Genomic DNA, 19,911 nt, shown 5'->3' on the forward strand with positions numbered 1-19,911 from the left:
TCACTATTTGGCTAGAGGAAATCATATGGATAACTTAACTCACCAACAGGCTTCTCGATTCTTAGACTTGGCAACCATGGGCGTTCGTCAATCGGAGTTAAATGCGTTTAAAGAACAAGACGATCGTTCTTATTGGATAGATCAACAAATTGCTAAACCCTACATGCGTCATCTTGAGCGAACTTATCATCAAGCGAACCGAAGGAATCTCACCAACCCAAATCAGGAGTGTCGTGTAGGGGCATGGTTTGACACTGCGTTATGGGACGAAGCACAACTACGTCAACGGATCGCGTTCGCGCTAAGTCAAATATTTGTAGTCAGTGAAAAAGATGCCAACCTTGCTACCGATCCAGAAGCGTTAGCAAATTACTATGATTTGCTTGCCGACAATGCCTTTGAATCATTTGCTACGCTACTTAAGCACATCACTCTCTCTCCTGCTATGGGACAGTATCTCACCATGAATGGTAATAAACCGGAAAGCGTGACCGGACAAGCGCCCGATCAGAACTACGCCAGAGAAATCATGCAACTCTTTACCATTGGGCTTTATGAGTTAAACCAAGATGGAACTCAAGCCACTTACCCAGATGGTAGCGTTATCGAGACGTATGATGATGTCGATGTAGAAGGGGCTGCAAGAGTCTTTACCGGTTGGGATATCACCAATAACAACACGCTTGAACCCATGACTGCAGACAACTCACTGCATGACATGGATGAAAAATGGGTACTTGGTCAGTATTACCCTCCCGGCCAAACTGCTGAAGAGGATCTTGACCAATTCATTGTCCAAATAACAACCCATGCCAATGTCGCGCCTTTTATTTCAATAATGCTGATTAAACAGTTAACGACCTCCAACCCAACTCAAGCGTACGTTTCACGCGTATCCGCTGAATTTATTAATTCAGGCGGAAATTTAGGCTCGGTGATCAAAGCAATTTTAACCGACTCAGAGTTACTCAAAACCAGTGATATCAATGTCACCAAAGTCAGAGAGCCTATCCTAGCGATGACCTATCTCTATAGAGCAATGGAAGCGTACGTAGGTGGCAGCGGAGATATTGTTTATGACCCAATGAACTATAAAGAAAGCTTTAATCAGTACCCACTTGGGTCTAATTCGGTATTTAATTTTTATCAGCCGAGTCACAGCCCACAAGGCGCGCTTGCAGATGCAGGCCTAACAGCACCCGAGTTAGAGATTATTGACTGGAATCAACTTATCGACATGAACAACATTTTTTACAGAACACTCAAAGACTTTGGGCAGAACCGTGGAAATAGTAACAACAATAAAGAGCTCTATATTGCTCCTTCTGATTTAGAAGATTTAGCGAGGGCAGAAAATGAAACTGAGCTTATTCAAACGATTAATTTACGCATTCTCAATGGACAAGCATCCCAGGAAATTACTGACCTACTATCCGCTATCTATCACGGTCATGGGAACAAATATTACGCAGTACCCAAGATGTTGTTCATGGCGTTCATTTCACCCGATTTCATGGTTCAGGAGTAGATTATGTCAATTACACGCAGAAGTTTTCTCAAAGGTGCCTCAGGTACAGCCGTATCTGGGATGGTCCCACTCTCTTTATCCATCCCAGTCAGCAGCGCCTTTGCTAATGAACAAGGTGGATATAAAGCGTTGGTCTGTCTTTTCTTACATGGCGGAAATGACTCGTTCAATATGATCGTGCCTACCGACGCTAACAACCAAAGTAACTACCAAGCCGCGAGACCAAACATCCAACTCGCCAGCTCTGAAATCTTAGCCATTCCAAACACAGAATCTGGGCAAGCGCTTGGTATCAACGCTAGCATGTCTAACCTTGCCAGCATGATGAGCTCAGGCCAAGCCGCAGCCATAGTTAACGTAGGACCATTAGTAGAGCCAACCAACAAATCCAACCTTTACGATGTCAGGAAGCCATCGAACCTTGGAGCCCACAATAAGCAACAAGCCGCTTGGCAGTCGAGTTGGGGAGATAATGGTTACCATAGCTACGGTTGGGCAGGAATGATGATGGATGTCCTTCGCAGTGAAACAGCGATCATTTCCGACTCCATTTCATTTGCTGGAAATGAACTATTAACTGGCGCAAATTCTAAAGATATCTCAATGTCTTCTGGTGGTGTAAGAGCTATGGATGCTCTTGGGCATTCAAGTGCAATAAACAATAACTTCATCAAATTGGTTAATGCACCTTACGGTTCACCGTTCAAACAAGAGTATACAAAACGGCTGAAAGGCATATTAGATTTCCAGCAGGAAATCCAACTCGTGCTCGATTCATACCCAGAAGACGGCTCCATTCCAAGTAGCTCATTAGGCTCACAGCTAAAAATGGTCAGACGAATGATCCAAGCATCATCCGATCTCGGTCATAGCCGTCAGGTCTTTTTTGTTAATATTGGTGGATTTGATAATCACAGCAACCAACGAGGACGCCATGATGGGCTTCTTTCTACCATCGACCAAGCCGTTAGCGCTTTCCATGCCTCTCTTGCTGAACTTGGCTTGGAAGACAGTGTTGTGACATCGACCATGTCAGATTTTGGGCGAACCATAGAAAACAACAGTAAATCAGGCACCGACCATGGTTGGGGAAGTAATCAACTAGTGGTCGGTAATGCCGTCAATGGAGGTAACAGCTATGGGCGATACCCCGAATTTATCAAAGATGGTCAAGATGCTTGGGGCAATAAATTTATCCCCAGCCAATCCTCAGAACAACTTGCTGCGACCTTATGTCGTTGGATGGGGTTGAGTGAACAAGGTGTGGATGTCATTTTCCCTTCGCTTTCGCCAGCCAACAGCAATCCATTTGCTAGTCGATATCTTGGCGTTCTGGGAGACTATCATCAGGAAGGACAGGAAAACGAACTATCCATTGCCAACGTCAGTGCCACTGAAACTCGCGTCGACCATACACCGCAAATGGCCGTAGACGGAGACAGTACAACCAAGTGGACGGCGAAAGGGCAAGGTATTCAATATCTAATTGAACTTAGCACGGCAGCGAACGTCACTAAGCTTCTCTACTCTCAAGCTAAAGGGGATGTTCGACAATACCTATTTGATCTCGAAGTGAGTAGCGATGGCATCAACTTCGGTCTGGTAACCAACGTCTTGACGCCTGGAACCACAACCAATTTGGTGGAACAAGCCGTTAATAGAGCATCGGTTAAGTTTATTCGCCTCACTTGTAACGGTAATAATGGCGATGTTTCAAGCTTAGTTCTATGGAATAACTTCCAAGAACTCAAAGTGGTCGGTTATTAGTATCACGACACTTCAATAATCAGAAAAAGCTTTTATTCTCTTTCTCTTTAAAGGATCGACCCTATAAAAACTCTGTCAGAAACCACTAGTACTGATCGTTTTTTACAAGACAATCGCTGAATACGAAGATAAGCTTGGTTGAATTGATGATAATTTAACCAAGCTTTTTTATGCCATGGATAAAGTCCACTACTATTCGACACCTAGCCAAGATATCAGCCTGATCCAAGCTCAATACCAAGAGTTTGCCTTTCAGCGCCACTATCATTTGGACTTTCATATCGGCCTAATCACTCAGGGTCAGCAAAAGTTTGTCTATAAAGGGACGAGCTACCACGCTGGCGCTGGGCAAGTGGTGATGATGCCACCTGATGAACTGCACGATGGCCATTCAAAGCTAGAATCTGGCTACCAAGTGAGTGTGTTTGCTGTCTCGCCGCAATGGTTGGGCGATCTTGCCGATCACAGCGGAAATGGTCACGCTTTAGGCTTTTCGGATTTGATCCTCTCCGATCAAGCGACTTTTTTACAATTGTGCAACCTTCATGGGCTACTTATCAATCCAAACATCAGCCAACTCGCTCAAGATTGCCTACCGTTCGAAGGATTCTCGACAATAGTTGATCGTTACGCTCAGTTTGGATCGAAAACTCAGGTGCAACTTGGTACTCAGTCGGTTAACACGCTAAAAGACTATTTGATGGCAAACCTCGACCAACCGGTACGCCTAGAGCAGCTGTCTGAATTGTGCGATCTCACCACCACACAGTTTCAACGCCACTTTAAAAACAAGATGGGCATTACCCCTTATGCTTGGCTAAGCCGTTTACGTATGGAACAAGGCATGCGACTGATTAAGTCTGGTGTTGGCGGCACCGAGGTCGCTCATCAAGTCGGTTTTTACGATCAAGCCCATTTCTCAAAGGCATTTAAGACTGCATTTGGCGTTTCTCCGTCGAAAATTAACTAAGTGTTGATAATTTACAATTGAGAGATTCGAAATCACGGTAAGCTGCGCTCAACAACTCTCAACAGAACAACCCAGTTATTGAAACAGATATGAATGAAGTCACCATATTAGTCACCCTCGCCTCTATCCACTTTATTGCCTTGATGAGCCCTGGCCCTGACTTTGCCCTTGTGGTACAAAACGCAACACGCCATGGACGACAAACTGGCTTATACATTGCGCTGGGGTTATCTTGTGGGATCTTGCTGCATTCGCTTCTGAGTTTAACGGGTATCAGTTATCTGGTTCATCAGCACCCAACTCTTTTCGCCACCATACAGTTAGCTGGCGGTAGCTACTTATTGTATCTCGGTGTTGGTGCACTAAAGGCAACTTGGCAGATCATTACTCATCACGAAGATGAGACCAATCCTGTCGATTCAAAGGATCTGATTCTCACCAATAAACGTCAGGCCTTTTCGAAAGGGTTTGCAACTAACATCTTAAATCCAAAGGCGTTAGTGTTTTTCATCAGTTTGATGTCGAGCCTAGTACCTGCCGACATGTCTCTATCCGGTAAAGGCTTTGCTCTGCTTATCCTATTCGGCCTTTCGCTATTCTGGTTCTCGCTACTGGCTTGGATGCTTTCAACTAAAGCACTGCAGAAAAAGCTGAGCGAAGCAACGGTATACATTGATGGCTTATGTGGCGTGCTATTCAGCCTGATTGGCCTGAGTATTCTTTGGCAGTCGCTGTCTGGTTTAATCGCTTAAATTCGAATCAAGATTACAATTCGTTAACAACATACTGGCTATCTTATCTTTCCACTGCCAATCTAGCTCTGCATATTAAAAGGAGAAGATCATGCAGTGGAAAACAAAACTAACAACCCTCGCCACTTCTACCCTACTTTTTGCCTCTCACGTCAGTTGGGCAAATCAAGCTGCCGATTCCGTCGCTCCCGAACAAAGTAGTGGTTTAGAAACCAAACAACTCGTTAAATCCAACGACTGGATGGTCACTGCGGCTAACCCACTGGCGACCCAAGCGGGAGCCGATGTACTTGCTCGTGGTGGTAACGCGATTGACGCCATGGTTGCCGTGCAACTGATGCTTGGCTTAGTGGAACCGCAATCGTCAGGTATTGGCGGTGGTGCATTCCTTGTTTATTTTGATGGCAAGGACAAGCAACTCAAGACCTACGATGGCCGTGAAACCGCACCACTTGATGCAACACCACGTCTGTTCCAAGACGGAAACGGTCAACCGCTTAAGTTTTATGATGCCGTGGTTGGTGGTCGCTCTGTTGCTACACCTGGTACAGTCCAATTGTTGTGGGACACTCACCAGAAATACGGCAAATTAGAATGGTCATCCCTAATCAAACCTATCGCTCAACTTGCTGAGAAAGGTTTTACCATCAGTCCACGTTTAGCCACCTTGATTGAAAATGACCAAGAAAGACTAAGCCGCTTTGCCACAACCAAAGCCTACTTCTTTAATGCCGATGGCAGCCCGAAAACCGCAGGTACGCTACTTAAGAACCCAGAATACGCGGCAACGTTAAACGCTATCTCAAAAGATGGTGCTAAAGCTTTCTATCAAGGCGAAATTTCCGCTGACATCATCAATACAGTTCAAACCGCCAAAGGTAATCCTGGCGTATTGGCACAGAAAGACTTCGATGCGTATTCAATTAAGCAACGTGAACCGGTTTGTTCCGCGTATGAGAGTTACGATATATGCGGAATGGGACCACCGAGTTCAGGTGCATTAACGGTTGGGCAGATCTTAGCGATGACCGAACAGTTTGATCTTAAATCATGGGGGCCAAACGACGCGAGATCTTGGCAAGTGTTAGCGGACGCTTCTCGTCTAGCCTTTGCAGACCGTGGTATGTACATGGCAGACCAAGATTACGTTCCGATGCCAACCCAAGGGTTAGTGAATACTGACTATTTGCAGGAACGTGCCCAGTTAATTACTGCTGGAAAGGCACTAGACAGTGCACCATCAGGTACCCCACCGTGGGATCATGCCATGCTGCGCAGCCAAGATGTATCTATTGAATTGCCGTCCACCAGCCACTTCAATATTGTCGATAGCGATGGCAATGTCGTATCCATGACCACCACCATTGAGAATGCATTTGGCTCACGCCTGATGGTAAGAGGCTTCCTACTGAATAACGAACTGACCGACTTCTCATTCAAGACTCATAACGATGGCAAGCCTATCGCGAACCGATTAGAACCAGGCAAACGTCCACGCTCTTCGATGGCACCGACCATCATCATGCAAGACGATAAGCCTTACATGGCAATTGGTTCTCCGGGTGGCAGCCGTATCATAGGTTATGTGTCGCAAGCGATCATTGCCCATACCCAGTGGGACATGGATATCCAGCAAGCGATCAACCAACCACACTTCCTAAACCGTTTCGGCACCTTAGATTTGGAAAAAGGAACATCGGCGGAAAACTTCAAGCCTGAGCTAGAGAAGATGGGATTTGAGGTCAACGTTCGCGATCTTAACTCGGGTTTACACGCCATTCGCATCACAAAAGATGGTCTAGAAGGTGCAGCAGACCCTCGTCGTGAAGGTGCAGCTATTGGCCAATAGGGAATAATCCTCCCTTTTTACTCGCGGCCTTGTGCGAGATCTCTCACAAGGCAGTGAGTAAATATCGATATTTGATGACGAAATTAGTCACCTAGAAACCATAACCAATTGAAATTAAACAATACGTATATTTATCATTCAAATAATTATATAGAAATTCGCTTATGCACCATTGCTGATAAATAAGGAATCGGTAATATGAATGGTGTCGGAAGGATGCTGACACGGAACAGGAAACGCCAAGGACTTGGTTATCTTCAGGATGAAGATTCGATTACTCAGGATGAATAATCGGCATGGATAGCGAAATGGACATTGAATGGACACAATAGTAACTAGGATGGTTGCTACTAAGGAAAGACAATGGACACCTCTGGACGAGGAAAGGACTGAACATCAGGATGATGTAAAGGACACCGCTCAAGGAACAAGTGACGCGCGCTAACGAGGATTGTTGGCAGATCAGGATAAGATCAAGGACACCGCTAGGAAGGCGACGAAAGGAATACGCTGAAGGATAACAGCACACTATCATGGATTTGATGCATGGAGCACACTTAGTAGCCGGATTGCTGCGAGTAAGACTATAGACCCCGATGAGCGCAAGCTCTCGGGGTTTTTCTTTATCTGTCGTCTCACCTTTTCTTCCCCTAAAACAAATAAATCAAAGACCTTTGATTACAATTCTGACATTTAAACCATTCACTTCTTAACCACTTCCGAGTAACGTAAGTCTTACTAGGCTCAACTAGTTTCATAACCATAATTAAATTAAGGACAAATTCATGTCACACGTTACCTTCAAAGGCGCTGCTGTACCGCTAACTGGCACATTCCCACAAACTGGCGAACAGGCACCAAGCTTTGCACTGACTGCAGGCGATCTTTCTGAACTGACTCTTGCTTCTCTTGCAGGCAAGAAAGTGGTTCTAAACATCTTCCCAAGCATCGACACAGCAACTTGTGCAACGAGCGTACGTACGTTCAACGCAAAAGCGGCAGAGCTTGAGAACACGGTTGTTGTTTGTATTTCTGCTGACCTACCATTTGCTGCAGGTCGCTTCTGCGAACTAGAAGGCATTGAAGGCGTTCAACACGCTTCGACTTTCCGTTCTCCTACATTCGCATCAGACTACGGCGTAGCGATTGCAGAAGGCCCACTAGCAAGCCTAACAACACGTGCAGTTGTCGTTGTTGATGAAAAAGGTGTGGTAACACACAGTGAGTTGGTTGCAGAGATCACTGAAGAACCAAACTACGAAGCGGCACTTGCAGCACTGTAAGCTCCCTTCTAGTCAGTCATGTATTGCGATCGCTTAAAGCGATACGCAATAAAAAAGAGCAGCCATTGGCTGCTCTTTTTGTTTTCAATAATGAACGGTTATTAGATGCAGAAGTAATAGATTAAAGCTGCTCTAAACGCGCGTAAGCCGTTACTAACCACTTAATCCCTTCACCGTTAAACGCCACTTGAACTCGACTCTGTGGGCCACTTCCTTCGAAGTTGATGATAGTGCCTTCGCCAAACTTAGGGTGCTTCACGCGAGAACCCAAGCTAAAACCAGTTTCATTGAAGTTCTCTTTCACAGCGGTTTGACTAAAGCGACCACTGCTTGCAGGGCGACTGACTTGCGCTTTCATACGCACTTCATCCAGACAGGTTTCTGGTAGCTCACGAATAAAACGTGATGGTTTGTGGTACTTGTCCTGACCGTACAAACGGCGCATCTCTGCGTAAGTGATGTACAGCTTCTCCATCGCACGAGTCATGCCCACGTAACACAGGCGACGCTCTTCTTCTAAACGCCCTGCTTCTTCCGCAGACATCTGGCTTGGGAACATGCCTTCTTCGACACCCACCATGAATACCATAGGGAACTCTAGGCCTTTGGCACTGTGCAGAGTCATGAGCTGAACCGCGTCATCAAACTCATCAGCCTGACCTTCACCTGCCTCTAACGCTGCGTGCGTTAAGAACGCCGTCAGCATGCTCATCTCATCCGCTTCTTCCGGTTTTTCAAACTGACGCGTTGCCGTTACTAATTCTTCCAAGTTCTCAATACGTGCCTTCGACTTCTCGCCTTTCTCTTGCTCGTACATCGCAAACAGACCCGACGATTTGATCACGTGGTCAGTTTGTTCATGTAGACTCAGTTCTAAAGTGTCATCTTCAAGCGCATTAATCAGCTCGATAAAGCGGCTCAATGCACCCGCAGCACGACCGGGTAGCACTTGCTCTTCTATCAAAGCAACACTTGCTTCCCACATGGTTGCACCACGATCACGCGCTGCAAGACGAATCGTTTCTAACGTTTTATCACCCAAGCCACGCGTTGGCGTGTTTACCACACGCTCAAACGCCGCATCATTACCGCGATTGCTCATTAGGCGCATGTAGCTCAAGGCGTCTCTAATTTCTTGACGCTCGAAGAATCGCATGCCGCCGTAAATTCGATAAGGTAGACCAGCTTGGATCAAAGCTTCTTCAAGAACACGCGATTGTGCGTTGTTACGATATAGCATTGCCGTATCTTCTAACGCACCGCCTTTCTCCTGCCACTCTTTGATTTTGCTAACCGTGAAACGCGCTTCATCTAACTCGTTATAAGCAGAGTAAACAGAGATTGGCTCGCCATCGTTGCCATCAGTCCACAGCTCTTTACCCATACGCTCGGTGTTGTTTGAGATAAGCTCATTCGACGCCTGAAGAATGGTTTTGGTTGAACGGTAGTTTTGTTCAAGTCGAACCGTTGAAGCGCCTGGAAATTCATCCAAGAACTTCTGAATATTTTCAATTTTAGCACCACGCCAGCCATAGATAGACTGGTCATCATCACCCACAATCATCACGCGACAATCCGGGCCTGCCATCATGCGAAGCCAAGCGTATTGAATGTTGTTGGTATCTTGGAATTCGTCGACAAGAATGTGCTTAAAGCGAGCTTGGTAGTGCTCGCGGATGTGTTTCTTATCGCGCAATAGCTCATGCGATCGCAACAAGATTTCAGCAAAGTCGACCAAGCCAGCACGATCACATGCCTCTTGGTAAGCAGAGTAAATCTTTAACCACGTTTGAGTTATTGGATCATGGTAGGCGTCAATGTGACTTGGGCGCAGCCCTTCGTCTTTCTTGCCATTGATCCACCAAGAAGCTTGCTTGGCAGGCCACTGCTTTTCATCAAGGTTTTGCGCCTTGATTAAGCGACGCAGCAAACGAATCTGATCATCTGAATCAATGATCTGGAAATCTTCTGGCAGTTTTGCATCTAGGTAGTGAGCACGAAGAATGCGGTGACAGATACCGTGGAAGGTGCCGTTCCACATGCCCGACGAGCTACCCATCATCAACTCTTCAATACGACCACGCATCTCTGCTGCCGCTTTGTTGGTGAAAGTAACTGACATGATAGAGAACGATGATGCTTGCTCTACGCTTTGTAACCAAGCGATACGATGCACCAACACTCGCGTTTTACCACTGCCAGCACCTGCCAGAATAAGTAGGTTTTCTAAAGGTGCTGCGACCGCCTCACGTTGTTTGTCGTTTAGGCCATCGAGTAAAAGCGAAGGATCTATCATTGGATATGCTCACTACTGGGTATTTATACATAAAAGTCGATTATAACCTAAACACTAGGCTGCGTTTAGGATAATAAGAAGAAAAAATAATCAAAAATTAACATCATAAAATCAATAAGTTAAAAGGCAACTCATCATTAATATTGATATTTCTTATAATGTCGTGAAATTATTTCCTGGTTGTTCCTATCCTTTTTAGTAAGCAAGTTAACAAGCCATTAACCTGCGATGTGAAAATACTATTAAGTCCTAGAGGGAATGACTATGAAAAATTCTAATCTTGCTGTTACAGCTGCAATCACAAGTGTACTAGCGTTCGGCGGTGCAGTTCTTACATCAGCACCTGCGGAAGCAGCAGCAAAAGAAAAATGCTACGGCGTGGCAAAAGCTGGCCAAAATGATTGTGCAACCAAAACAAGCTCATGTGCGGGTACAGCAAAAGAAGACAACCAATCCGATGCATTCGTGGTCGTACCTAAAGGGCTATGTGGCAAATTATCAGGTGGTAGCACTCAATCTTCTTAATTGAGCAGCTTAGTATGGTGGGCTGACATACAGCTCACCTCCACTTCTTGTTAGGAGAATCGTTGTGACTCAAACTCTTCACCCCAACGCAGGGGTTGGCCTTAGAACACCACACTTGGACTTCTTTAGCCAAAATCCAACCTTAATAAGTTGGTTAGAAGTTCACAGCGAGAACTACTTCTTAGCTCAATCACCGCAACGTCAACAACTCAGAGAAATTCGTAGTGCCCACAATATAAGTTGTCACGGTGTTGGATTGTCTCTCGGTTCTGTTGAGCGCATCAATCAAAATCATCTGGTGCAATTAAAAGAGCTCATTGATGATATCGAGCCTTTCTTGATTTCTGATCATCTCAGCTGGAGTCAGACTGGTGGCCATTACTTCAACGACTTGCTGCCGCTGCCTTACACAGAAGAAGCATTAGAAGTATTCTGTCGCAATGTCATCGAGGTTCAAGACAGCTTGCAACGCCCAATGTTGATTGAGAATCCATCGAGTTACCTAGCCTTTAAGCATTCAACTATCCCAGAGTGGGAATTCTTGGCTGAGGTACAAAAGCGCACCGAGTGTCGCCTACTGCTCGATTTCAATAATATTTTCGTCTCATCTTTTAATCATGGCTTTAGTTGTGAAGAGTACTTAAGCGGAATACCTGCAGACAAAGTGGAAGAGATTCACTTGGCCGGTTTTACCAAAAAGAAACTTGAACAAGGTGAGATCTGGATAGACACACACAGTAAACCTGTCTGTGACGAAGTGTGGAAACTCTATACTGACTGGATAGCACAACATGGTTCACGCCATACCTTGATTGAATGGGATCTCGATATCCCAGAGCCACAAGTTTTATTGGCTGAAGCAACCAAAGCCAGTGACATCTTGTATCAACACGACAAGTTCAACCAAAGGAGTCGCGCATCATGAGCCACTCCCTAGCAGATGTTCAATTGGAGTTTGCTAACGCCCTGCGCTATCAAAACAATGGTGAGCACTGCGACATAGTGAGCGACCATTTTACCGATGAACAGCGAATCCAGATTTACCGCAATAACTTTGTGATCAGCTTGAGCGAAGTTTTGGCAGCAACCTACCCACTCACTGAAATGTTGGTTGGAGAGGAATGCTTCCAACAGATGGCTCGTCAACATGTCTTAAGTTATCCATCGACCTCTGGTGATGTCAGTGGTTACGGTGAACACTTTGCACAAACTATCCAAGCCTTTCCTGCCGTTATTGAGGCTGCACTTTATCTCGGTGAAGTGGCGTTGTATGAATGGCAGAAAGATAACCTGATGAGGTGCGCTTCAGAATCACATGTCGACCAACGTCCTCTTTCTTGTTTAGCCGATGTGCCACCAGAGCAACAAAGCGCTTTAGTCTTTCACCTCAAAAATTCAATAACGCTAATTAGCTCTAGTTACACGATTATCGCGCTTGAGCAAGCTATCTATCAGCAACAACTCGACGGGTTAGACATCAACCAACCTGAATTTGGGGTGTTAATCCGAGCCGAGAATTCACAGGTTGAGAGTCATTGTTTGACAGAAGAATGCCACCAACTATTAACTGAATTGCAATCGGGTCAAACGCTCGCTGAGATTGCCCCTTCACTACTACAACACCTGAATACTGTCATGGCGCTTAACGTCATCTCAGGTTTTTCAATCGATGCCGAATTGGAGACATAATATGGATAACAACACAGTCACGAACATGATGGCTCAATACGACAATTTGATTGAGAAATCACAGGCACTTTTTGTTCCTGTCCTACTTCTGTTTTGCCGCCTATGGGTGGCGTGGGTCTTCTTTAATTCTGGGTTAACCAAAATAGCAACTTGGGATAGCACTCTTTACTTGTTTGAGTTGGAATACCAAGTACCACTGCTACCTTGGGAATTAGCAGCTTACATGGGTACTGCCGCTGAGTTAATTCTGCCAGTGTTTTTAGCACTCGGTTTATTAACACGACCGATGGCCGCAGTGCTGTTCGTGTTCAACATCATAGCTGTCGTGTCTTACCCGGTGCTGTGGGAACAAGGTTTCTATGATCATCAGTTGTGGGGATTAATGATTCTTATCGTTGTGGTATGGGGAGCCGGACCATTTTCACTTGATAGAATCTTGAAGAAACAATTTAGCAACTAGTCTTCGCCGCAGATTCAAAACGCAAAAAACCACTCAATTGAGTGGTTTTTTTAACTGGCGTCAGCTTATTTATTTAGAAAAGCTTGTAGCTCTTCAGCAGAGATACCTTGCTCGGCTAGCTCTTTTGCGAGTAGCTGAACCTGCTCTCCCTTACGAGACTCTACCACTCGCTGAAATTGGTAAATGATATCTCGCAAAGTATCGATTGGAACTTGTTTTGCCGCACTGCGAATACGCTCTTCACTTTGGTTGCCTAGCTCTTTAAGCAGTTTACCAAACATGACCTTTTCAGGTGCATCTTCCATTTGTTCTAAGACGCGCGCCATTTCGTAGGTTGTTAATGACATTACAGTATTTTCCGTTGGGGACTAACGTTTCAATGAGTGACAAATATACCATGTTTTAACGTTTCGCAAACCGCCATTTGTATATTTTGTCACCCTTGTAACTTATGCCTTAGCAAACGTTGCGTGCCAAGACTTACCCGCCTTGCTCGCAAGCACTAGTAATGCAGGAACAATCAGGAACATTTGCAACGCGATCATCACTTGCGACGTTAAATCAAGACGTTGCATGGTACCCACAAGAAGTCCTGAACCACTCATTTGGAACAAGCCTAGTAACGCAGCTGCGGTGCCCGCACGGTCACCGAAAGGTTCCAGAGCTTTACCCGCCGCAGCACCAAGAATCCAAGCAAAGCCAACCGACGATAAGAAGATCGGTAGCATGAACGCGATTGGAGTCGCGTGTTCAGCAAGCACCAACATAATCACACCCGCTAAGCCCAGCGTTGAAATACCAACAACCAGTGCTTTATAAGTACCAAAACGGTCCATGAACTTCGGTGCAGTGAATGCAGCCGTGATGTTGATAACCGCATTAATACCAAACCAGAAGGTAAACTCGTTCATCGTCAAACCTAGGTTCTCCATCAACACAACCGGTGCAGAGGTAACGTAAGCAAGGATTACTGCCATCGCCATCAAGCACAATGTCGCATGGAAGATGAATGATGGTGTTTTCAGCACTGACCAGTAACGCTCTAGTTTGAACACAGCAACCTTCTCTGTCGCCGGGTTAGACTCTTTCATTTGGAAGAATAAGATACTGCCAACGACTACCGCGAAGCCAGCCATAAAGCTGAAGTTCGAGCGCCAGCCAAATTGATGCGTTAACCAAGCGCCAAGAATTGGTGCCAATGCAGGGATAAAACAGATCGCACCATTGAGGTAACTGATCATTCGGCCACTCTTCTCTGGGCCAAATAGATCGCGAACCGTTGCAAAGGCTGCTACAGAAGTCGCACAAGCTCCTAAGCCTTGTAGCAGCCGAGCTATTAGCATCATATCAATCGATTGAGCTGCCCACGCCAAGCAAGCACTCAATGCATAGATACTAACACCTCCCAATGCAACGGTTCGACGTCCTAACTTATCAGCCAAAGGGCCAGCAAACAGTTGGCCGACACCCATGGCAAATAAAAACCAAGTAATCGTATCTTGTGCTAGTGCATGTTCCACGTGAAACGCTGTCGAAATTTGTGGCAGAGCTGGTAGGTAGATATCAATAGCCAAAGGGCTAAATAGAACCAGCATTGCCAATAAAGCAACCTGCAGTTTACTAGGGGTTGGAAGCGCGTTAGAAGGCACAAGATTCTCCGGATGAGTTAGTTTAGGTGCATAATAACCAACTAAAGATATGAACAAAAATGGCATATACTCATTAGCATTATTCCAAATAGGAAACTCACATGAATATCGAGAAACTATCGCGCCTCGACCTAAATCTATTAGTTTGCTTACAAGTACTGATGGAAGAGCTGAGTGTTACTCGCACTGCGCATCGATTATGCCTTAGCCAGTCAGCAGTGAGTAAGTCATTGGCCAAACTTCGTGAGCAATTTAATGACCCCCTTTTTACGCGAAGTGCTCATGGTCTGCGACCAACGCCAAAGGCAGTCTTTCTCAAACCTAGATTAGAAACGCTGATCAACCAACTTGATGTGCTCACCCAACCAGAGACGTTCATTCCCAACAACAGTGACCACAGTTTTCACATTGCAGCGGTTGAAAGTGTCTACCCGTTGATTCTTCCTCACTTCTTACCTGCAATCTTTCGACAAGCCCCTAAGGTGAATATCAACACCCATGCTTGGACAGAGCAAACCTTTAAAAAATTGCAGCTTGGTGAACTCGATATCGGACTCACGGGTAAAGACATCGACATCAACGATGCACGTTTAACCATGTTGCCGCCAGATGATATTTGCGAACAAGAGATCTACCGTGATGCACAGATGTGTGTGCTAAGACGCAACCACCCTGCTCTGAGTGGCAAATGGGATCTGGAAACCTACCTTGCACAACGTCATGTACAAGTAAGATGTGATGGTAACGACCGTTGGTTACTCGACTACAAACTTGCCGACCTTGGTCACCAACGTGATATCGCTATTTCTGTTCCTGACTTCAATAGTGCGGCTAGCTTGTGCACCTACACTGACTTCGTGTTTACGGCACCAAGTCACTTCACCTACCTTGTTGCCAAACAGCTCGACTTAGTCGTTGTCCCTCTACCAATGGAATTTCCGCCGATGGCTTACACTCTGTTTTGGCACCGTGATAGAGAAAATGACCCAGCCTTAACTTGGTTACGAGATATCATCAAAGAAAAAACTCTGCACCTTAGATAAAAATGGCGTACAGCGTTTGCAGCAAACGAACAAAAGCGCTAGCTTATTGACCTAATAAGTCCCCTCGCATGTATATCAACTGTGAGTGTTAACAAGGACCCTAACAATAAGGATAAACACAGATGCACAATATCACTGCGGAACGCGTTGCTGCGGTTCGAGCTTGGCTTGAAACAAACAACCTAGATGCGGTTATCATTCCACATGAAGACGAATATCTAGGTGAATACGTTCCCGCTCATAACGAGCGACTTCACTGGTTAACAGGTTTCACTGGCTCTGCAGGTGCAGCGGTTATCACTCGTGAAACTGCTGCTATTTTTGTAGATGGTCGCTACACCGTTCAGGTTCGTAAGCAGGTACCAGCAGAGTTATTTGAGTATCGCCACCTTATTGAAGAACCGGCTTTAGATTGGATCATCAATTCATTGCCACAAGGCAGTAAGGTTGCATTCGACCCACGCATGCACACCGCCGCTTGGTTGAAAGGCGCACAAGCAAAACTAGCAGAGAAAGTTGAGCTAACAACGCTATCAGCAAACCCGATTGATGAGCTTTGGTCTGATCGCCCTACACCTGTTGTATCTGATGTTCGCCTAATGGCGACCGACGCCGTTGGTCAATCAAGTGAAAGCAAACGTGCTGAAATTGCAGGCCTGCTAAAAGCCAAAGGTGCGGATGCCGCTATCCTTACTGAACTAGACTCTATTTGCTGGTTACTCAACGTTCGCGGTTTGGACGTGTCTCGCCTGCCGGTTGTCTTGTCTAATGCCATCATTCACGCCGATGAAAGTGTCGATTTCTTCTTAGACCCGGCTCGTATCCCTGCTGGCTTTGAAGCGCACGTTGGTAATGGCATTCGTGTTTCTCACCCATCCGAACTTGAAGCACGTCTTCACTCTTTAGAAGGTAAGAATGTGTCAGTTGATTCAGGCACAAGCAATGCTTGGTACACACTGGTTCTACAAAACGCTGGCGCTCATATCATTGAAGCAGCAGACCCATGCTTAATGCCAAAGGCTGCTAAGAACGCAACTGAAATTGCGGGCATGAAAGCGTGTCACATTCGAGATGGCGTTGCGATGGCCAAGTTCCTATCGTGGATTGATGCTGAAGTCGCGCAAGGTAACCTACACAACGAAGCGGTATTGGCTGACAAAGTACAATCGTTCCGCGAGCAAGACCCAACGCTGATGGACCTAAGTTTTGACACCATTTCTGCAGCAGGCGGCAACGCAGCTATGTGTCACTACAACCATGAGAACCAACCTGAACCAGGTCAGCTAGAACTGAATACTCTGTACCTAGTCGATTCAGGTGGTCAGTACTTAGATGGTACAACCGACATCACTCGTACTATCGCGATTGGCCAGCCAAGCGACGAGATGATCCAGCAGTTCACATTGGCACTTAAAGGTCACATCGGCATTGCACGTGCGCGTTTCCCACAGGGTACTCGTGGTTTCCAACTTGATATCCTAGCGCGTCAGCACTTATGGGCAGAAGGCTTCGACTATGACCACGGTACTGGTCACGGTGTTGGTCACTTCCTAAGTGTTCATGAAGGTCCGCAAAGTATCTCTAAGAAGCTTATCGACGTACCTCTCGTTGAAGGTATGGTGTTATCAAACGAGCCGGGTTACTACCGTGCTGATGAGTTTGGTATCCGCATCGAGAACCTAGAATTGGTCGTTGAGCTTCCTACTCAAGGTGACTTCTCAGTACTAACGTTTGAATCGCTAACACGTTGCCCTATTGATAGGTGCAACATCAACGTCGATCTACTGACACGACCTGAGCTTGCATGGCTAAACGATTACCACCAGAAAGTATGGAACGATGTTAGCCCATTAGTTGAAGGTGATACGTTGGAATGGCTACGCCAATCAACAACACCACTTGCTCACGCTTAATGACTTGCTAGGTAGGTAACTGAACCCAAGCTAGTTGGCTCAGTTTGATATTAATACGGCTACCCTTAGGTAGCCGTTTTTGTTTGTCGATTTCACATCATTGATGTTTCACGTGGAACATCAGCCAAGATGTTATACCAAACTGGATAAGTAGGTGATCAGATAATTGCGCAGGAAAAATCACTTAGAGCAAGGCATAGATTGCAGCTAGCTAGTTGGCCTACCTACAAAATCTATAACGATGCTATCAGCGATTTTAACTAGCAAGAATGTCCAGATACTTATTTAGATTGGTATTAGTTAGCCTGAGTAAGCGCTATGCCAATCTCGCCATACCGGGTCGAAGCCTCTTTGACGAATCATAGCCTCAACATCAGCCGCACTTCGTTCATCACTTATCTCAAACTGCTCAAGCTCTTCCTCACTCGAAGCATAACCGCCCGGTTGAGTTTTTGATGCGGCAGACATGCTAGTGATACCTAATGGCAACACGTTATCGCGGAACGTTGCAGACTCACGAGTCGAAAGAGACAACTCCACCTCAGGGTTTAATAGTCGATAAGCACAGATAAGTTGCACCAACTGCTTATCACTCATAACAGACTTAGGCTGCAAACCACCCTCGCACGGACGAAGGCGTGGGAATGAAATCGAGTAACGCGTTTGCCAGTAAGTTCGCTCTAAGTAATCCAAGTGAGCGGCCACGAAGAAGCAGTCCGTTCGCCAATCTTCCAAACCAATCAAAGCACCAATCCCTATCTTATCAATACCCGCTTTTGCCAGACGATCAGGCGTTTCGAGCCGGTATTCAAAATCCATTTTATTGCCACGTAAGTGGTGTTCAGCATAGGTACTTGGGCTATAGGTTTCTTGGTAAACCATCACAGCATCTAAGCCAAGCGTTTTGAGCTCCGCGTAGTCGTCTTGATCAAGCGGCTGCACTTCCATCGCAAGGTAGTTAAATTGCGCTTTGATATTCGGCAGCACCTCGCGGAAGTATTTCATCCCAACCTTGGTTTCGTGCTCACCGGTCACCAACAATACACTATCGAATTTCATCTTTTTGATGGCCGCGCTCTCGGCATCAATTTCATCCAAAGTTAATGTGCGACGCTTGATGCGGTTCTCCATCGAGAAACCACAATAGGTACACGCATTCGCGCACAAGTTAGATAGGTACAAAGGAATATATAGCGACATCGTATTACCGAACCGTTTACGCGTTAGCGCCAACGATTGTTGTGCCATCTGCTCTAAGTAAGGTTCTGCCGCTGGAGAGATCAAAGCCTTAAAATCTTCTAAGTCACGTTTAGGTTTACTCAGAGCACGTTCAACATCCGCCGCCGTTTTACTGAAGATGGACATACCAATGTCATCCCAGTTGAGCTGTTTAAATCGATCAACAAACGTCATGGCAATACTACTCGTCTAGGAATGAGGTTAGCGGGCTGGAAGCAACCGCGTGAGATACCTGACCAGCGAGACCAGCAAGGTAAGCCATACGACCCGCTTCAACTGCCAACTTGAAAGCAATCGCCATTTCAACTGGCTGTTTAGAAGCAGCTATCGCCGTATTCACTAACACAGCGTCAGCACCCATTTCCATTGCACGCGCCGCGTGTGAAGGAGCACCAATGCCAGCATCAACAATCACAGGAACATTAGCTTGGTCGATAATGATCTCTAGGAAGTCGGCTGACGCGATTCCCTTATTAGAACCAATCGGTGCACCGAGTGGCATCACCGCAGCACAACCAACCTCTTCTAAGCGCTTACACAATACAGGGTCGGCATGGCAATAAGGCAACACAACGAAGCCATCTTTCACCAACTGCTCAGCAGCGTTAAGTGTCTCGATTGGGTCTGGCATTAAGTACTTTGGATCCGGGTGAATCTCAAGTTTTAGCCAGTTGGTACCTAGTGCTTCACGAGCCAAGTGTGCGGCAAAAATCGCATCCTTCGCGTTCTTCGCGCCAGAGGTATTCGGAAGTAGATTAACGCCAGCATCAATAATTGGCTGTAAAATATCATCTTGTTCAGAGCGAATATCAACTCTCTTTAGTGCCATAGTTGCTAGCTGAGAACCTGATACTTCGATAACACTCGCCATCAAATGCTTGTTTGCGAACTTGCCGGTTCCAGTGAACAGACGTGATTGAAACGTTTTATCTGCGATGGTTAACATGG

Annotated in this window: 17 protein-coding genes; 12 read left to right on the top strand and 5 right to left on the bottom strand. The window is 45.9% G+C overall.

Annotation, left to right across the window (positions count from 1 at the left end):
* Positions 1–25 precede the first annotated feature (25 nt).
* The 6 genes from CWO13_RS22725 (at position 26) to tpx (ending at position 8,149) form a co-directional block, all read left to right on the top strand.
* Positions 26–1,528, top strand: a complete 1,503-nt coding sequence (locus tag CWO13_RS22725) for a DUF1800 family protein (RefSeq protein ID WP_108083495.1) — start codon at positions 26–28, stop codon at positions 1,526–1,528.
* 3 nt (positions 1,529–1,531) lie between these two features.
* Positions 1,532–3,295, top strand: a complete 1,764-nt coding sequence (locus tag CWO13_RS22730; protein ID WP_108083496.1) for a DUF1501 domain-containing protein — start codon at positions 1,532–1,534, stop codon at positions 3,293–3,295.
* Between the two features lie 175 nt (positions 3,296–3,470).
* Positions 3,471–4,265, top strand: a complete 795-nt coding sequence (locus CWO13_RS22735) for a helix-turn-helix transcriptional regulator (RefSeq protein ID WP_108083497.1) — start codon at positions 3,471–3,473, stop codon at positions 4,263–4,265.
* 89 nt (positions 4,266–4,354) lie between these two features.
* Complete coding sequence (locus CWO13_RS22740; protein WP_108083498.1) at positions 4,355–5,017, top strand: LysE family translocator; 663 nt, start codon at positions 4,355–4,357, stop codon at positions 5,015–5,017.
* Positions 5,018–5,108: 91 nt separating this feature from the next.
* A complete protein-coding gene (ggt, locus tag CWO13_RS22745) occupies positions 5,109–6,866 on the top strand; it encodes a gamma-glutamyltransferase (RefSeq protein WP_108083499.1) in 1,758 nt (585 codons plus the stop codon).
* A gap of 785 nt (positions 6,867–7,651) precedes the next feature.
* Complete coding sequence (gene tpx, locus CWO13_RS22755) at positions 7,652–8,149, top strand: thiol peroxidase (RefSeq protein WP_017065742.1); 498 nt, start codon at positions 7,652–7,654, stop codon at positions 8,147–8,149.
* Between the two features lie 121 nt (positions 8,150–8,270).
* Here tpx and uvrD read toward each other — a convergent pair whose 3' ends face one another.
* Positions 8,271–10,445: a DNA helicase II gene (uvrD, locus tag CWO13_RS22760; protein ID WP_108083500.1), complete on the bottom strand. Its 2,175-nt coding sequence runs from the start codon at positions 10,443–10,445 to the stop codon at positions 8,271–8,273.
* Positions 10,446–10,709: 264 nt separating this feature from the next.
* Between uvrD and CWO13_RS22765 the strand changes: the two genes are divergently transcribed.
* The 4 genes from CWO13_RS22765 (at position 10,710) to CWO13_RS22780 (ending at position 13,119) form a co-directional block, all read left to right on the top strand.
* The gene (locus CWO13_RS22765; protein WP_060983713.1) at positions 10,710–10,970 is read left to right on the top strand and encodes a BufA1 family periplasmic bufferin-type metallophore; all 261 of its coding nucleotides are present in this window, start codon (positions 10,710–10,712) and stop codon (positions 10,968–10,970) included.
* A gap of 64 nt (positions 10,971–11,034) precedes the next feature.
* Complete coding sequence (bufB, locus tag CWO13_RS22770) at positions 11,035–11,895, top strand: MNIO family bufferin maturase (RefSeq protein ID WP_108083501.1); 861 nt, start codon at positions 11,035–11,037, stop codon at positions 11,893–11,895.
* On the top strand, positions 11,892–12,659 hold the full coding sequence (locus CWO13_RS22775; RefSeq protein ID WP_108083502.1) for an HvfC/BufC N-terminal domain-containing protein: 768 nt from the start codon (positions 11,892–11,894) through the stop codon (positions 12,657–12,659). Before bufB ends, CWO13_RS22775 begins: the two co-directional genes overlap by 4 nt.
* 1 nt (position 12,660) lies before the next feature.
* Positions 12,661–13,119 (top strand): DoxX family protein, encoded by a 459-nt coding sequence (locus CWO13_RS22780; RefSeq protein ID WP_048661185.1) that lies wholly within the window; start codon positions 12,661–12,663, stop codon positions 13,117–13,119.
* 65 nt (positions 13,120–13,184) lie between these two features.
* On the opposite strand, the gene tsrA is transcribed toward CWO13_RS22780, so the two are convergent.
* Positions 13,185–13,466, bottom strand: coding sequence for an H-NS-like global regulator TsrA (gene tsrA, locus CWO13_RS22785; RefSeq protein WP_009848181.1), 282 nt, complete (start codon positions 13,464–13,466; stop codon positions 13,185–13,187).
* 102 nt (positions 13,467–13,568) lie between these two features.
* Positions 13,569–14,768 carry a multidrug effflux MFS transporter gene (locus tag CWO13_RS22790; RefSeq protein ID WP_198591316.1) on the bottom strand — a complete coding sequence of 400 codons (1,200 nt, stop codon included), beginning with the start codon at positions 14,766–14,768 and terminating at the stop codon, positions 13,569–13,571.
* Positions 14,769–14,869: 101 nt separating this feature from the next.
* On the opposite strand from CWO13_RS22790, the gene CWO13_RS22795 reads away from it, so the two are divergent.
* Together CWO13_RS22795 and CWO13_RS22800 are read left to right on the top strand one after the other, a co-directional pair.
* On the top strand, positions 14,870–15,811 hold the full coding sequence (locus CWO13_RS22795) for a LysR family transcriptional regulator (protein WP_012605070.1): 942 nt from the start codon (positions 14,870–14,872) through the stop codon (positions 15,809–15,811).
* Between the two features lie 122 nt (positions 15,812–15,933).
* Positions 15,934–17,724: an aminopeptidase P family protein gene (locus tag CWO13_RS22800; protein WP_108083504.1), complete on the top strand. Its 1,791-nt coding sequence runs from the start codon at positions 15,934–15,936 to the stop codon at positions 17,722–17,724.
* A gap of 300 nt (positions 17,725–18,024) precedes the next feature.
* Here CWO13_RS22800 and thiH read toward each other — a convergent pair whose 3' ends face one another.
* Together thiH and CWO13_RS22810 are read right to left on the bottom strand one after the other, a co-directional pair.
* Positions 18,025–19,137, bottom strand: a complete 1,113-nt coding sequence (thiH, locus tag CWO13_RS22805; protein ID WP_108083505.1) for a 2-iminoacetate synthase ThiH — start codon at positions 19,135–19,137, stop codon at positions 18,025–18,027.
* Between the two features lie 7 nt (positions 19,138–19,144).
* Positions 19,145–19,909, bottom strand: coding sequence for a thiazole synthase (locus tag CWO13_RS22810; protein ID WP_108083506.1), 765 nt, complete (start codon positions 19,907–19,909; stop codon positions 19,145–19,147).
* Positions 19,910–19,911: the final 2 nt, after the last annotated feature.

The organism is Vibrio sp. ZF 223 (assembly GCF_003050585.1).
Lineage (GTDB): Bacteria > Pseudomonadota > Gammaproteobacteria > Enterobacterales > Vibrionaceae > Vibrio > Vibrio crassostreae.

Coding starts and splice junctions, on each gene's coding strand:
- CWO13_RS22810 (WP_108083506.1), bottom strand. CDS start 19,909: ATGTTAACCATCGCAGATAAAACGTTTCAATCACGTCTGTTCACTGGA.
- CWO13_RS22775 (WP_108083502.1), top strand. CDS start 11,892: ATGAGCCACTCCCTAGCAGATGTTCAATTGGAGTTTGCTAACGCCCTG.
- CWO13_RS22780 (WP_048661185.1), top strand. CDS start 12,661: ATGGATAACAACACAGTCACGAACATGATGGCTCAATACGACAATTTG.
- CWO13_RS22735 (WP_108083497.1), top strand. CDS start 3,471: ATGGATAAAGTCCACTACTATTCGACACCTAGCCAAGATATCAGCCTG.
- CWO13_RS22725 (WP_108083495.1), top strand. CDS start 26: ATGGATAACTTAACTCACCAACAGGCTTCTCGATTCTTAGACTTGGCA.
- CWO13_RS22795 (WP_012605070.1), top strand. CDS start 14,870: ATGAATATCGAGAAACTATCGCGCCTCGACCTAAATCTATTAGTTTGC.
- ggt (WP_108083499.1), top strand. CDS start 5,109: ATGCAGTGGAAAACAAAACTAACAACCCTCGCCACTTCTACCCTACTT.
- thiH (WP_108083505.1), bottom strand. CDS start 19,137: ATGACGTTTGTTGATCGATTTAAACAGCTCAACTGGGATGACATTGGT.
- tsrA (WP_009848181.1), bottom strand. CDS start 13,466: ATGTCATTAACAACCTACGAAATGGCGCGCGTCTTAGAACAAATGGAA.
- CWO13_RS22765 (WP_060983713.1), top strand. CDS start 10,710: ATGAAAAATTCTAATCTTGCTGTTACAGCTGCAATCACAAGTGTACTA.
- uvrD (WP_108083500.1), bottom strand. CDS start 10,445: ATGATAGATCCTTCGCTTTTACTCGATGGCCTAAACGACAAACAACGT.
- tpx (WP_017065742.1), top strand. CDS start 7,652: ATGTCACACGTTACCTTCAAAGGCGCTGCTGTACCGCTAACTGGCACA.
- CWO13_RS22740 (WP_108083498.1), top strand. CDS start 4,355: ATGAATGAAGTCACCATATTAGTCACCCTCGCCTCTATCCACTTTATT.
- CWO13_RS22800 (WP_108083504.1), top strand. CDS start 15,934: ATGCACAATATCACTGCGGAACGCGTTGCTGCGGTTCGAGCTTGGCTT.
- CWO13_RS22730 (WP_108083496.1), top strand. CDS start 1,532: ATGTCAATTACACGCAGAAGTTTTCTCAAAGGTGCCTCAGGTACAGCC.